The sequence below is a fragment of the Brevundimonas sp. TWP2-1 genome (assembly GCF_049897645.1).
In the GTDB taxonomy this organism is placed as follows: domain Bacteria; phylum Pseudomonadota; class Alphaproteobacteria; order Caulobacterales; family Caulobacteraceae; genus Brevundimonas.
Window position 1 is genome coordinate 1046996 of record NZ_JAFCWR010000001.1, and the last position, 13500, is coordinate 1060495.

General features: G+C 66.8%; 19 protein-coding genes. 4 read left to right on the plus strand and 15 right to left on the minus strand.

From position 1 onward, the window contains the following. Positions 1 to 6 precede the first annotated feature (6 nt). Positions 7 to 294, minus strand: a complete 288-nt coding sequence (locus ACP7BH_RS05260; RefSeq protein WP_425983099.1) for a type II toxin-antitoxin system RelE/ParE family toxin — start codon at positions 292 to 294, stop codon at positions 7 to 9. Beyond that, positions 294 to 545, minus strand: coding sequence for a CopG family ribbon-helix-helix protein (locus tag ACP7BH_RS05265; RefSeq protein ID WP_425983097.1), 252 nt, complete (start codon positions 543 to 545; stop codon positions 294 to 296). The genes ACP7BH_RS05260 and ACP7BH_RS05265 overlap by 1 nt, the downstream gene beginning before the upstream one ends. Before the next feature lie 76 nt (positions 546 to 621). Between ACP7BH_RS05265 and ACP7BH_RS05270 the strand changes: the two genes are divergently transcribed. Next, positions 622 to 1377, plus strand: coding sequence for an SDR family NAD(P)-dependent oxidoreductase (locus tag ACP7BH_RS05270; protein WP_425983095.1), 756 nt, complete (start codon positions 622 to 624; stop codon positions 1375 to 1377). Positions 1378 to 1384: 7 nt separating this feature from the next. On the opposite strand, the gene ACP7BH_RS05275 is transcribed toward ACP7BH_RS05270, so the two are convergent. After that, the gene (locus ACP7BH_RS05275; RefSeq protein ID WP_425983093.1) at positions 1385 to 2269 is read right to left on the minus strand and encodes an oxidoreductase; all 885 of its coding nucleotides are present in this window, start codon (positions 2267 to 2269) and stop codon (positions 1385 to 1387) included. Positions 2270 to 2412: 143 nt separating this feature from the next. Between ACP7BH_RS05275 and ACP7BH_RS05280 the strand changes: the two genes are divergently transcribed. Then, a complete protein-coding gene (locus tag ACP7BH_RS05280; RefSeq protein ID WP_425983091.1) occupies positions 2413 to 3315 on the plus strand; it encodes an AraC family transcriptional regulator N-terminal domain-containing protein in 903 nt (300 codons plus the stop codon). Here the strand turns inward: ACP7BH_RS05280 and ACP7BH_RS05285 are convergent. The 9 genes from ACP7BH_RS05285 to ACP7BH_RS05325 all read right to left on the minus strand — a co-directional run bounded on the left by ACP7BH_RS05285 (position 3312) and on the right by ACP7BH_RS05325 (position 10683). Continuing rightward, positions 3312 to 3938 carry a methyltransferase family protein gene (locus ACP7BH_RS05285; protein WP_425983089.1) on the minus strand — a complete coding sequence of 209 codons (627 nt, stop codon included), beginning with the start codon at positions 3936 to 3938 and terminating at the stop codon, positions 3312 to 3314. The two genes, ACP7BH_RS05280 and ACP7BH_RS05285, sit on opposite strands and share 4 nt — an antisense overlap. A gap of 104 nt (positions 3939 to 4042) precedes the next feature. Further along, entirely contained in the window at positions 4043 to 4507 is a 465-nt protein-coding gene (locus tag ACP7BH_RS05290; RefSeq protein ID WP_425983087.1) for an NUDIX hydrolase, read from the minus strand. Between the two features lie 4 nt (positions 4508 to 4511). Further along, entirely contained in the window at positions 4512 to 6134 is a 1623-nt protein-coding gene (der, locus tag ACP7BH_RS05295) for a ribosome biogenesis GTPase Der (protein ID WP_425983085.1), read from the minus strand. 31 nt (positions 6135 to 6165) lie between these two features. Then, a complete protein-coding gene (locus ACP7BH_RS05300; protein WP_425983083.1) occupies positions 6166 to 7545 on the minus strand; it encodes a PQQ-binding-like beta-propeller repeat protein in 1380 nt (459 codons plus the stop codon). A gap of 26 nt (positions 7546 to 7571) precedes the next feature. Then, the gene (locus ACP7BH_RS05305) at positions 7572 to 8342 is read right to left on the minus strand and encodes a tetratricopeptide repeat protein (RefSeq protein WP_425983082.1); all 771 of its coding nucleotides are present in this window, start codon (positions 8340 to 8342) and stop codon (positions 7572 to 7574) included. A gap of 79 nt (positions 8343 to 8421) precedes the next feature. Continuing rightward, a complete protein-coding gene (panB, locus tag ACP7BH_RS05310; protein WP_425983080.1) occupies positions 8422 to 9258 on the minus strand; it encodes a 3-methyl-2-oxobutanoate hydroxymethyltransferase in 837 nt (278 codons plus the stop codon). Between the two features lie 59 nt (positions 9259 to 9317). Then, positions 9318 to 9719, minus strand: coding sequence for a hypothetical protein (locus ACP7BH_RS05315; RefSeq protein WP_425983078.1), 402 nt, complete (start codon positions 9717 to 9719; stop codon positions 9318 to 9320). Then, the gene (locus ACP7BH_RS05320) at positions 9709 to 10263 is read right to left on the minus strand and encodes an RNA polymerase sigma factor (protein WP_425983076.1); all 555 of its coding nucleotides are present in this window, start codon (positions 10261 to 10263) and stop codon (positions 9709 to 9711) included. The genes ACP7BH_RS05315 and ACP7BH_RS05320 overlap by 11 nt, the downstream gene beginning before the upstream one ends. A 24-nt stretch (positions 10264 to 10287) precedes the next feature. Then, entirely contained in the window at positions 10288 to 10683 is a 396-nt protein-coding gene (locus ACP7BH_RS05325; protein WP_425983074.1) for a DUF6249 domain-containing protein, read from the minus strand. A gap of 174 nt (positions 10684 to 10857) precedes the next feature. On the opposite strand from ACP7BH_RS05325, the gene ACP7BH_RS05330 reads away from it, so the two are divergent. Beyond that, a complete protein-coding gene (locus tag ACP7BH_RS05330; protein ID WP_135193096.1) occupies positions 10858 to 11097 on the plus strand; it encodes a hypothetical protein in 240 nt (79 codons plus the stop codon). Beyond that, entirely contained in the window at positions 11066 to 11914 is an 849-nt protein-coding gene (locus ACP7BH_RS05335) for an endonuclease/exonuclease/phosphatase family protein (protein WP_425983073.1), read from the plus strand. The genes ACP7BH_RS05330 and ACP7BH_RS05335 overlap by 32 nt, the downstream gene beginning before the upstream one ends. On the opposite strand, the gene ACP7BH_RS05340 is transcribed toward ACP7BH_RS05335, so the two are convergent. The 3 genes from ACP7BH_RS05340 to ACP7BH_RS05350 form a co-directional block, all read right to left on the minus strand. Further along, a complete protein-coding gene (locus tag ACP7BH_RS05340) occupies positions 11907 to 12254 on the minus strand; it encodes an ArsC family reductase (protein WP_425983071.1) in 348 nt (115 codons plus the stop codon). The two genes, ACP7BH_RS05335 and ACP7BH_RS05340, sit on opposite strands and share 8 nt — an antisense overlap. Before the next feature lie 115 nt (positions 12255 to 12369). Beyond that, positions 12370 to 13158, minus strand: coding sequence for an SDR family oxidoreductase (locus ACP7BH_RS05345; RefSeq protein WP_425983070.1), 789 nt, complete (start codon positions 13156 to 13158; stop codon positions 12370 to 12372). Next, on the minus strand, positions 13155 to 13484 hold the full coding sequence (locus ACP7BH_RS05350) for a nuclear transport factor 2 family protein (protein WP_425983068.1): 330 nt from the start codon (positions 13482 to 13484) through the stop codon (positions 13155 to 13157). The genes ACP7BH_RS05345 and ACP7BH_RS05350 overlap by 4 nt, the downstream gene beginning before the upstream one ends. Positions 13485 to 13500: the final 16 nt, after the last annotated feature.

Here is a 13500-nt window from a genome sequence, read left to right on the forward strand (position 1 = left end):
CGGACCTCAACCCTGGTCCTGGGCCGTGTGGAACAGGCGGATGATCTGGACCTGGCCGCCGTCATCGCCGTCGGTCAAGGCGTAGACGATCAGGTATGGCGCGCCGGTGACGAGCTTCTCATACGTCCCCGGCTGCTTGCCCGGTCGCCCGATGGGCCGCTTGGCCAGCTTTTCCGTCGTCTCGATGATTCTCAACTCGATCCGTTGGGCGGCGGACAGATTTCGCTGCGCCAGATAGTCGATGGCATGGGTCAGTTCGATCAAGGCCCGCCGCGACCAGACGACGGCGCGCATCAGGATTCGTATTTGGCGATGGTCTCGCGAATCCGACGCATGGCCTCATCGTGCGGAACGACATCGCCATTGCGAAAATCTTCCAGGCCCTGCTCGACGGCCGCCATCATTTCCAACTCGCGATCTACGTAGCCAGAGATCGCGCGTTCAGCGAGAAAGGACTGGGTTCGTTGGGTCTTCTCGGCAAGCAGCCCTAGCCGCTCCTTGAGCGTTCCGCTCATGCGGACAGTGACGGTCGTGCTGGCGGCCATGGCGGAATGCTCCTGTGCACATCTGAACACAGGATAACACATTGACCCGTCGCATCGCCACTCCTACCACCCCAGCATGACTGAAGCCCTGCCCCTGAAAGACCGTATCGCCCTCGTCGTCGGCGCCTCGCGCGGCATCGGCTATGAAAGCGCGCTGGCCCTGGCCAAGGCGGGCGCGCACGTCATTGCGACCGCTCGCACCCAGGGCGGGCTGGAAGAGCTGGACGACGCCATCTTCGCCGCCACGGGCCGCCACGCGACCCTGATCCCGTTCGACCTGGTGGACGGCGGCGCCATCGACCGACTGGGCGGGGCCATCTTCGAACGGTTCAAGAAGCTGGACATCTGGGTCCATGCCGCCGCCACAATGGGGCCGTCGGGCCTGACGCCAGTGTCCCACGCCGATCCGCGCGAGTTCGCCAAGATCGAGAAGACCAACTTCACCGCCGTCTATCGCCTGATCCGCTCGCTGGAGCCGCTGCTGCGCGCCTCTGACGCCGGTCGCGCCATCCAATTCACCACCAGCGTGGCCAGCGCGCCCAAGGCCTTCTGGGGCATGTACGCCGCGACCAAGGCCGGCGCCGAGGCCCTGGTGAAGGCTTGGGCCGACGAGATCGAGAGCACGCCTGTCCGCGTCAGCATCGTCGATCCCGGCCGCATGCGCACGGCGATGCGCGCCCAGGCCTATCCGGGCGAAGACCCGTCCGGCCTGCCCCACCCGTCCGAGATCGGGCCTCTGGTCGTCGAACTGGCGAACGGCGACGCCACGCCCCCGCTGACGATCCGCTTCCGCGACTGGAAGGCCGGACCGACGACGGAAGCGCTGGTCTAGGCCGGGGTCAGCCCCAGGCGCTGGCGCCCGGTTCCTCGCGGAAGGCAAAGTCGCCGTCGGTCGATATCGACAGGTCGCGCCAAGCGTCCATCTCCGTCGTCAACCCGGCGATCTTGCCCTCGATCATGCGCACGGCGTCCGTTCCGGCCGCCCATCGCACGGGCGGGTTTTCCGCATCCGCCAAAGCCACCAGCGCCTGCCCCAGCTTGGCCGGATCGCCCGCCTGGTTATGGCTGCGAGCCTCATAGAATTCGCGTAGCGCAGCCGAGGCCTGGGCGTAGTCGGCGATGGGGTTGGCGGCGTAGACGACCGAGGTCGCGTCTAGGAAGTCGGTGCGGAAGAAGCCCGGCTCAACGATGGTGACGTGGACGCCAAAGGGGCCGACTTCCTGGGCGATCGACTCGCTGAAGCCCTCGATGGCGAACTTCGACGCGCAATAGATCGCACCGGACGCCCCGCCGACCATGCCACCCACGGACGAGACGTTGAACACATGGCCCGAACGCTGGGCGCGCATGACCGGCAGGACGGCGCGGGTCATGTCGAACAGGCCGAAGACATTGGTGTCGAACTGGCTGCGCGCGTCCTGGGCGGTCGTCTCCTCGAAGATGCCGAGGTGGCCGTAACCGGCGTTATTGACCAGCACGTCGATGCGGCCGAAGCGAGCCACGGCGGCCTCGACGGTGGCGGCGATGGCGGCAGCATCCGTGACGTCCATCGCCACGGACAGGACAGTATCGCTATCGGGGCCAAAGGCCTTGATCAGGGCGTCGCGATTTCGACCGGCGACGACGACGCGGTCGCCGGCGTCCAGGGCGGCGCGGGCGATGCCCGCTCCCAGGCCACGGGCCGCGCCGGTCACGAGCCAGGTCTTTTGAGTTGTCGTTGTCATGGGAAGTCTCCTCTGTCTGACGATGTTGAGAAGACGCCGTTTCAGCCGGATGGTGTTAAGTCGATCCGGGCGAAGTCTTGCACGATCCTGTCAAACGCGCTCGCCCGCTTGCGCACACCCAGAGACAGGCGTTGGATGTATCCATGAGCTTCTTGCCGGAAATGACGGACATCGTCGCGCGCCACGCGCCGCCCGATCTGTCGCGCTCCGCCGTGCCGGGCCTGCGCCTTTATGGCAGCGACGCCCCGACGCGGATGGTGGCTGTTCCCTACGATCCCATGCTGTGCCTGGTGGTGTGCGGAGCCAAACAGACGATCCTGGGCGAGACCGTCTATTCCTACCGGGCCGGCGATTGCCTGGTGGTGTCGGCTGAACTGCCGGTGTGCGGCAGCATCATCGAGGCGCCGTACCGCGCCCTCAGCTTCGATCTGAACCCCGCGACCATCGCCGGCCTGATGCTGGAGATCGACGCCCCCGATGCCTCGGATCAGCCGCCGCCGACCGGCCTCCAGGTGACCCGGCTGGAGAACGAACTACTGGAGCCCATGGCGCGCCTGCTGCGCCTTCTGGACCGACCGGGCGAGATCGCCGTGATGACGCCGATGATCGAGCGCGAACTGGTCTGGCGCCTGCTCCACAGCCGGCACGCCGCCACCGTGCGTCAGATCGGCTCAGCCGAAAGCCGCCTGTCGGGCGTCAGCCGCGCCATCAGCTGGATCCGCGCCCACTACGCCGAGCCGATACGGCTGGACGCCCTGTCGAACATGGCCGGCATGAGCCTGTCGACCTTTCACCGCCATTTCCGCACCGTGACGACCATGAGCCCGCTGCAGTTCCACAAACAGGTGCGGCTGCGCGAAGCGCGCGCCCGGTTGCTGACCGGCGTCGATGGCGCGGCCGAGACCGGCTTCGCCGTCGGCTACGACAGCCCCTCCCAGTTCAGCCGCGAATATGCCCGCCAGTTCGGCCTGCCGCCCGGTCGGGACGCCGTGCGGATGCGCGAAAGCCTGATGGTCGACGTGCCGACCGGGAGCCGAGCCGCTTAGGGCAGGTGCGCCAGAACCCGCAGCCAGCCCTCGGCCTGGGCCAGGTCGATGGCTTCGAACAGCGGGATCGCCAGCAGGAAGACCAGACCGTCGCGGATGGTCGTCAGGAAGAAGGACGGCCGGACCGACAGTTCCGCCTCGTCGCGCCACAGGGCGAAGTTGGGCCAGAAACGCGGTGTCCGGGCTTTGTAGGCCGCGTATTCAGTCCCAAAGGTCGCGCCCAGCCAGGCTTCTTCACGGCGAACGGTCAGGTAGAAGACCGCTAGGGACGCCAGGGTGAACAGCACCGCCAGGGTCAGGCTGCCGCTCTGGGCACCGATGCCGAAGGCGCCGAAGAAGCTGAAGATGTAGAGCGGATTGCGGCTGATCGAGTAAGGGCCGCGCGACACGATCTCGGCCTTCTTGCGCCCACCGATATACAGCGAGCACCAGGCACGGCCGACGATCGCGAAGACGATGGCGGCCAAGCCCACGGCCTCGACGCCTTCATGCAGCGGACTGTCCACGCCCGTCACGGACTGGGACACCATGGTCAGTCCGATCAAGGCCAGCAGGGCGACGAGGACGGCGCCCTTGCGGATTTTCTGCACCGCCTGAAGGTCGAACACTGGGATCGTGGTCATGACGCGCTCCGATTGATCGGAAAACTCAAGCGCCGCTTTGCGCGGCGGAGCAAGCGGTATGTTTGCGAGCGAAAATCGGTCTCGGCAGGTCTGAGACGAAGGGTTCACAGCCCTTCCAGAATATCCGCCAACTCCGCCGGCCAGATCGTCTCGGTCGTGGTGCGGATGTCGGCGATGCTCCACCAGCGATGCGCCACCAGAACGTCCCGCTCCTCCTCGGTCCATCCGGCGGACGACAGGTCGAACGCCTCGGTGCGCAGCAGGAAGAACCGCTGATCCACATCGGCCATGCGGCCGTCGGGCAGGCGGAAACTGACGCGGACACGCGCGACCTGCGGGCCGGGATCGGCGACGACCAGCCCCGTCTCTTCGCAGAGTTCCCGACGGGCCGCGTCCTCATAGGTCTCGCCCGGCTCGGCGCCGCCGCCCGGCGTGGCCCAGAAGGCCGTGCCGGCCAAAGGGCCGTTGGAAAAGACAAAGTGGAACAGCAGCACCCGCCCCTGCCCGTCCAGGATCAGCCAGCGCGAGGTCGGCCGGTCGGGAAGGACGGGCGCGACCGCGTCGGTCACGCCGTCACTTCTTGGCGCCGCCCTTTTGGCCCGTACGAATCCGGCCGGAACGCGAGACCTGACGCGCGCCGCCACGGGCGCCCTTCTGGACCGCAATGGACGACCCGGCCTTCTTGGACGCGCTGGACTTCAGGCCGCCCAGGACCTTGGGCTGGGCCTTGCGAGTCTTCTTCTGCTCCAGCGCCTTGCCAGGCAGTTTGGACAGCGCCTCTTCCTTCTCGGCCTTCTTGATCACCCGGCGCGGCGCGGTCTTGGCGTCGCCCTTGTAGCGTTCCGGTCCCGACTTGGCGCCGCCCTCGGCATAGGGGTTCACCCCGCTGGATTTGACGTTCAGGCGGATCGGCGTGCCCGGCAGGTCGAAGCTCTCGCGGATCGAGTTGACCAGATAGCGCTTGTAATGCTCCGGCATCGACTCGGCGCGGTTGGCCATCAGCACGAAGGTCGGCGGACGGGCCTTGGTCTGGGCGATGTATTTCGGCTTGATCCGCTTGCCGTCCACGGCGGGGGGCGGGTGCCGCTGGGTGGCCATGGCCAGCCAGGTGTTCAGATCCTTGGTCTTCACCTTGACCGACCAGGTGTCATAGGCCTGAAGCACCGCAGGCATCAGGCGTTCGACGCCCCGGCCCGAATGCGAGGACAGGGCCACGAAGGGCGAACCCTTCAGCTGGGGCAGCTTGTCCTCGGCCATGCCCTTCAGCTTGGCCATGCGGGCCTGGGGCTCGTCTTCCAGGTCCCATTTGGACGCGACATAGACCAGGGCGCGGCCTTCGCGCTCGACCAGGTCGGCCAGCTGCAGGTCCTGGGTATCGAAGGCGTCGTCCTTGTCCATCATCAGGATGACGACTTCGGCGAAGGTGATGGCCCGGATGGTGTCGGCGACCGACAGTTTCTCCAGCTTCTCCTGCACCCGCGCCTTGCGCCGCATCCCGGCCGTATCGACCAGGCGGATGTTCTTGCCCTCGAACTGCCAGTCCACCGAAATAGAGTCGCGGGTGATGCCCGCTTCCGGCCCGGTCAGCAGACGGTCGTCGCCGATCAGACGGTTGATCAGGGTGGACTTGCCGGCGTTGGGACGACCAATCACGGCGATGCGGATCGGCTTATCCGGCTCGTCGATCTCTTCGATGAAGATGTCTTCGGAGGCGGCGCGAATAGCCTTGTACAGGTCGGCCATGCCCTCGCCGTGCTCGGCGGAGATGGCGACCGGCTCGCCGAAGCCCAGGGCGTGCGCCTCGCCGACGCCGCCGCCGCTCTCGCGGCTCTCGGACTTGTTGGCCAGCAGGATGATCGGCTTGTGCACCTTGCGCAGACGCTCGGCGAAGATCCGGTCCAGCGAGGTGACGCCTTCGCGGGCGTCCATCATGAACATGACCAGTTCGGCGTCGTCCAGCGCGGCCTCGGTCTGCTCACGCATCCGGGCTTCCAGGCTGTCGTCGGTGACATCCTCGTAGCCGGCCGTGTCGATCAGCGTCAGATCCATGTCGCCGATATTGCCGTCGGCGTAGCGCCGGTCCCGGGTCACGCCGGGGCGATCATCGACAAGCGCGAGGCGCTTGCCGACGAGGCGGTTGAACAGTGTCGATTTGCCCACATTGGGGCGGCCGACGATGGCGACCTTCAGAGCCATGTCGGCTTTCTAGCTTAGTTCGGGCTGAAAATCAGCGGATGCAGATCAGCTGACCGTTATCGGTCAGCACGTACAGGGCGCCGTTGTAGGCGGCAGGCGCGATATAGGCGGGCGCGCCCAGCTTCAGGGTCGTCTGCGCGGCGCCGGTCTTGGGATCGAAGGCGACGGCCTCGCCGAACGAGTTGACCATCACCAGGCGGTTGGAGGCCAGCAGCGGCCCCGACCATTGCGGCGTCAGTTCGCGGTCAAAGAAGCCGAAAAATCCGCCTTCCTTGCGGATGCGACCTTCGTTCAGCTCGCGTGTCCAGTAGATCTGGCCGGTGTCGCGATTGACGGTGATCAGCTGACCCGACTTCGACACCACAAAGACGGCGTCGCCGACCGGCAGGGGCGCATTCACGCCCGTCACCGGCAGTTGCCACTTGGGTTGGCCCGACCGCAGGTCCAGCGCCGACAGCACGCCAGAGTGGCTGACGCCATAGACCATGCCGCGGCTGATGACCGGACGGCCCGCGACGTCGCGAACCTCGGACAGGGCGCTGGTGCGGCTGGTGCGCGACAGGGTTTCTTCCCACACGGCCTGACCGTTCAGCGTGCTGAGGGCGACCAGTTGGCCCGAGGCGAAGGGCGCGACGACGGTGTTGCCGCTGACGGCCGGGCTGGAGGCCCGCATGACCCGCGCCGGCTCGGCGATGCCGCGATAGGTCCAGTCCTGAGCGCCGGTGGCGGCGTCGAAGGCGAACAACTGGCTGTCCACATCGACGACGAAGACGCGGTTGCCCGACACGGTCGGGGCGCCGTGGATCGGGGCGTCCACCAGCTGGGTCCAGACCACCGCGCCGGTGTTGGCGTCCAGCGCCGACATCGACCGATAGCCCGATGAGACGAATACCTTGCCGCCGCCCACCGCCACGCCGCCGCCGAAGCCGCCGTTGCGATCGCGCTCAGCGTTCTTGACGTTGGCCTTCCACAGAACCTCGCCGGTGTCGGCCGACACGGCCGACACAGTCGATTCGCCGTCCAGCACGAAGATCTTGCCGTCTGCGGCCACGATGGGCGCCATGACGTTGCCGACGCGGGCCGAGCCCTCGCCGATGTTGCGCTTCCAGGCGATCTGGAAGTTCGGAGCCGCGATGACGTGCTCGACCAGGTTCTCGGTCGTTCCGCCGGGCTGGGTCCAGGCCGTGATCGCCTGGGGACCGGGAAGGAAGTAGTCGCGGCCCGACAGGGCGGCCGACGGGGTCAGCGTCTGTTCGAACTCCAGCACCGAAATCCGCTGACCGGCCGATGCGGTCGCCCCCGCCTCCTCCTGGCCGCCCAGGCCGAACGGCAGGTTGCGGCGCACGGTGCCGCAGGACGCCATGGTCGCGGCGACGCCGCAGATCAGCGCGACTTTCAGAACTCGGTTCATCTGGGGCGTCCTGTAAGGGGTCGTCACTATTGGGCGGCCGGGGCGGCGGCGGGGGCCGCTGCAGGCGCCGAAGGGGTCATCGCATTCGCGGCGCCGGGGGCCGGCGGCGTGGCCTTGGCGGCGGCGTCGATGATGGGCTTGATCGCGCCTGCGGTGCCGGCGTCGATGGATTCCACCGCGATCTGGGCGCGTTGACGCACCGAATCCGGCACGTCCTGACCCAGTTGCAGCAGGACGAAGGCCTCGCGGGCCTCCTTGGTCTTGCCGTGCTGGAGACGCGCCAGGGCTAGGGCTTCCTGGGCGAAGGCGTGCAGCGGACGGTCATCCTCTGCCAGCGGCGTCAGGCGGGCCTCGATATCGGCCAGGGGCGCGGTGTCCATGATCAGGAAGGCGGCCTTCAGCGCGGGCGGATCCGACAGCAGTGGATCGCTGGACGCCTTGGCGGCTTCGTCGAACAGGCGGACGGCGTCGGGGAACTTGTTGGCGCTCACGGCCAGGCCGGCCTGCTGTTGCAGAGCCAGGACCTTGTAGGCGCCGTTGCCTTCCTTGACCGCTTCCTCGAAGGCGGCGCGGGCGTCCATCGGCTTGTCGGCCCTCAGAGCCTCCATGCCGCGATCATAGGCCTCGGCGCCCTTGCCGGCCTTGTTCGTGTTGAGGCTGTCCCAGCCCCACCAGCCCAGCGCGCCGATCAGGGCGACCACCAGCACCACGCCGAAAACGGGCAGCCAAGTCTTGGCCAGGCGCTTCACCTTTTCGGAGCGAAGCTCCTCCTCGACCTGCTCGAAGACATCAACCACTGAAACGTCGCCCCAAAATCGCGAAATGCAAACCGGCGCGGACCCTAGAAGGTCGGCTCCCCGCCCGCAACGTCGTCCGTTACTGCGAAGCCGGCTTTTTCGAGAAGTAGGTCTCGACTTCGGCAGGAAAACGGCGGGTTTTCACATCGGCGGCGAAAGCGGCGGCCGCGCGGTCGATCTCTGTGCGCAGATCGGCGTATTTGCGCACGAACCGCGGCGTCCAGTCGAACATGCCCAGCATGTCGTTGATCACCAGCACCTGACCGTCGCAGGCGGCCGATGCGCCGATGCCGATGGTCGGGGTGTCGATGGTCTCGGTGATCTCGCGCGCCAGCGATTCGGCGACGCCCTCGATGACGATGCAGAAGGCGCCCGCCTCTGCCGTGGCCTTGGCCTCGGCCATCACCCGTTCACGCTCGTAGTCGGTGCGCCCCTTGGCCTTGAACCCGCCCTCGGCCAGGATCGCCTGGGGTCGCAGGCCCACGTGGCCCATAACGGGAATGCCGCGCTTGACCAGGAAGGCGACGATCTCGGCCAGTTCGATGCTGGTTTCCAGCTTCACCGCCTGGGCGCCCGTTTCTTGCATCACCCGCACGCAGTTGGCGTAGGCGATCTCCTTGCCGCCCTCGTACGAGCCGAACGGCATGTCCACGACCACCATGGCCCGCTTGGCGCCCCGCATGACCGCCTGCCCATGCAGGATCATCATCTCCAGGGTGACGCCCACCGTATTGGGCAGGCCGTGAACCGCCATGCCCAGGCTGTCGCCGACCAGCAGCACGTCGCAGTGCGGGTCCAGCAGGGCCGCCATCGGCGCGTCATAGGCGGTCAGGCAGACGATCGGCTCGCCGCCCTTGCGACCGGCGATATCGGGAACGGAGATCCGTTTCACGGTCTCCTGCGTTTGAATGGACATCCGGCGGGCCTCCTGTCTGAACGCGGTTCAGATAGGCCCGCCCGCCGGCGAAGTCACCTTCAGACGTCCTGCGACAACCGCGCAGCGCCCGCCGCCAGCACGGCCGCCATGGCCCCGGCCACGATCCAGAAGGCCAGAACACCTGTGCCGCTGGACAAATCGACCGAGCCGACACCCAGGCTATCCAGTCCCGACTGGGCCGCGCCCTGCGCCGTCGCCGCCGCCGCGCGAAGTCCCTGGTCCAGCGTCGTCTCGCCGCCAGAGGCGAAGTTCACGCTCAGCCCCTCGCGAATCGCCAGCGCCCCGCCGACCAGCCCGGCCACCGTCAGGGCGAGCACCCGCCAGCGCGACTGCTTCTCCATCCGCGCCTGCAAGGTCGCCAGGAACAGGGCCTCGTCGGCCAGTCGCGGGCTTTGCGCGAACATCCGCTCGATCATCGGATCGAATTCATCAGCCGACATGGATCGACCTCCCGTCGCCCTGCGCCGGTTGAAGCCGCGCGCGAAGTTTATCCAGACCACGTTTGACATGGGATTTCACCGTTCCGAGCGGCAAATTCATGGCCGCCGCGATTTCGGGATGTGACATCCCCGCGCCGTGGCACAGGGACACGCACACCCGCTCGGTTTCGTTGAGCGTCTTGAGCGCCTCGTCCAGATCCATCAGGCCGCCGCGATCGACCACGACATCCGCCTGATCCGTCTCGACCTCGGCGACATAGCGAGCCTCCTTGGCGACCCGCTTCAGATAAAGCCGCGCAGCGATCTTCTTGATCCAGCCCGCAAAAGTCCCCTGCCCGTGAAACTCAGCGCAGCGCTGAAACCCTTGCAGGAAGGCGTCCTGCGCCACGTCGTCGGACAGGGACGGCGTGGCCCCCATCCGTCGCAGCAGCCCCCGCACCGCCGACCCGTGCCGACGGACCAGTTCGCCATACTCTCGCCGCCCGCCGGCCGCCGCCTGGGCGGCCAGCTCGACATCGTGGAAATCACGCAGAGATTTGCCCATGACAGCCCCCTTTGCTGTCCTCCGTCAGTCCGCGCCCTTGTTGAAGAAGCTCAGCACGATGAAGGCCAGGCCGATGGTCACGGGGATGCAGGCGATGCCCAGCAGACCGTTGTCGACATTGTTGTTCCAGCCGCCGCTCCATTCCGTAACGACGGAGAAGGCGGCGATGCCGATGCCGGTCGCCAGCCAGATGATGCCGCGTCGGACATCCTTGGTGCGCGACGGCAGGCTTTTCTGCACATCCTTGGTCATCACATCGATCAGTTCGGGCGGCAGTTGCTGGCCCTTGTCGACCGCGTGACGCACGGTCTCCTGCATGTCGCGCTTTTCGCGATATTTCAGGAAGGTGGGGCCGAAGACGATGGCCGTGATCGTGCCGAACACGGCGAAGATGGCGAAGAGCGGAATGAAGTCTTCCATGACGAGTATCCCTTGAACCGTTGCAGCAGCCTGATGCGGCGGCCTTCTGATCACAAGAGGCTGCGGGATGCGCCCACGGATGCGCCGCGTTACGTGAAATCTTCGTAAGGTCGCCGTTCCAGCCGCCGCCGGTTCGGTCTAGGGTCCGAACATCAACCTTCAGGAGCGCGTCCCATGGCCCATGTCACCTATCGCATCGTCGAACACGACGGCGGCTGGGCCTATATGTCCGGCGGCACCTATTCCGAGACCTTCGCCACACATGACGACGCCAAGGCCGCGGCCGTCCGCGTTTCGCGCGAGCAACGTGTGCCGGACGAGACCGCCTCCATCGAATATGCGACCGCAGACGGAACGTGGGTGACCGAGCGCGCCGACGGCCATGACCGCCCCATCACGGATGTCGAGGGCTGAACACGGCGTGATCGGGCGTCGCACCCTTCTGGCCGCCGCAGCGTTCGCGCCGCTGGCGGCCTGCGCCTTCACCCCGATGGCACGCCCCGCCGCCGGGCTCCGGCTCGTCACCTTCAACATCTGGCACAATCTCGGCGACTGGACAGCGCGTCGGCCGCTGCTGATCGCGGCGCTGAAGGCCCAGGATGCCGACGTCATCGCCCTTCAGGAAGTGCTGGAGGACGCGAACGTCGGCCTGGAGAACCAGGCCCGAATGCTGGGGCGCGAGCTGGGCGGCTATCACGTCGCCTTCGTCTCGACCGATCCCGAGGGAGCGCCGCGCCGATACGGCAACGCCCTTCTGACCCGCCTGCCGGTGCTGGCCGAGGATTCGATCAAGCTGGAGCCGCTGGACGATTTCCGCACCGCGCTGCGTCTTCGCGTCTCGGTTCAGGGACGCCCGGTCGATGTGGTCGTCACCCATCTGGCCTGGCAGCCCGACGCCGGCCCGGTGCGCGCCCGTCAGATCTCGTCCTTGCTCAGTTGGCTGCCGCAGGAGGGCGTGCCCCTGATCGTCATGGGCGACTTCAATGCGCCCTTGGAGGATTCAGGCCTGGCGACCCTGACCGGCCCGCGCTTCCTCAGCGCCCCGCCCCGCAATGCGGCCTCCACCACCCTGAACCCGGCCAAGGGCCACCCGAACCGCGTCATCGACCACATCTTCGTCGAGCCGGAGTTCTTCGCCCCCGTCGAGGCCTACGTCTTCGGCGACGCGCCCACGAACGGCGAATATCCCTCCGACCACTTCGGCGTCGCTGCGACCGTCCGGCTCAGGTGAGCGCGGCGGCGTAGACCTCGGGCTTGAACCCCACCAACCGCCGATCCCCCAGGTCCAGCACCGGCCGTTTGATCATCGACGGCTGCGCCATCATCAGCGCGATCGCCTTGGCCTTGTCGATGTCCGCCTTGTCCGCATCCGGCAACTTCTTGAACGTCGTCCCGGCCCGGTTCAGCACCGTCTCCCACCCATGCTCGTCGATCCACTGCCCCAGCTGCCCCGCATCCGCCCCGGCCTTCTTGTAGTCATGGAAGACATAATCGACCCCCTGCTGCTCCAGCCAGACCCGTGCCTTCTTGACCGTGTCACAGTTGGGAATGCCGTAGAGGGTGTAGGTCATGGGTGTCTCGGGATGTCGGATTCGTGCGGGCGAGTTCATAGCCGTTTTCGACCCTCAGTGAGACGTCTGGCCGCTCAAGTCTAGGCGCGGGACTCAGCTAGCGCACGCTCTTCGCCTAGACCGTCGGTATCGTGCCGCCGTCGATCACATACTCGCTTCCATGGATGGCGGCCGCCCTGTCCGAAGCAAGGAAGGCGATCAGCTCGGCGACCTCCTCGGGTTGCGCCGCTCGCCCCAAGGGGATTCCGCCCAAGGCCTTCAGCACGCCCTGGCGAGCGTCTTCCACCGTGCCGCCCGTGCCCTCCGCGATCCTCTCCAGAAGAGCGCCCGAGGCCTCCGTGGCGATCCAGCCCGGCGACACGACATTGACCCGAACGCCCTTCGGCCCAAGCTCCTTGGACAGGGACTTGCTGTAGGTGGACAGGGCCGCCTTGGCCGCCGCATAGGCGGTCGTGGATTCCGGCAGCGGCAGGGTCCGCTGAATGGACGAGACGTGGATGATGGCGCCGGAGCCGCGCGCGATCATCTGCGGCGCAAGCAGACGATCCAGGCGAACCGCCGGCATCAGGTTCAGATCAAGCTCGGCGCGCCAGTGGTCATCCGTCAGGGCGGCGAAACCGCCGGCCGGCGCGGACGATCCGCCCACGACATGCACCAGAATATCCACGCCGCCCAACCGATTGACGGCGGCTTCGGCCAAGGTCTCGCACCCCTCCAGGGTCATCAGGTCGGCCGCCATAAACTCAGCCCCAGTCGAGGTTTCCGGGGCCGAACGCGCGGCAGTCATGACCTGCGCTCCACCCGCCAGGAAACGCGCGACGGTCGCCCGGCCCGCGCCCTTGGTGCCGGCGGTGACCAGAACACGTCGGCCATTGAACTCGGAGGGATCAAGACGCGCGGTCACAGCGAGATCTCCAGCGTGCGGATGGCGTCGCCTTCCAGTGTGAATCGCAGGGTGAACCGCAAGGGACTGCCCTTGAACGCACCAAACGTCAGGCCCTCGACGACAACCTGGCCGCCCTCATGGCGCATGGCGTCCGGCGTAAAGACCGCCTTGCTGGCGACTATGGACTCCTCGATCCACCGCCTCAGCTCGGGATGCCCATGATGGCGTCCCCCATCATCCTGAACAACGGCGTCAGGTGAAAAGGCGTGCAGCATGCCATCGACATCGAGGCGCGAATTGGCCTCCACATAGTTTGCGATCGGCTTGGGAAGGTCGGCAATCATCAGGAGCTCCGGGTTG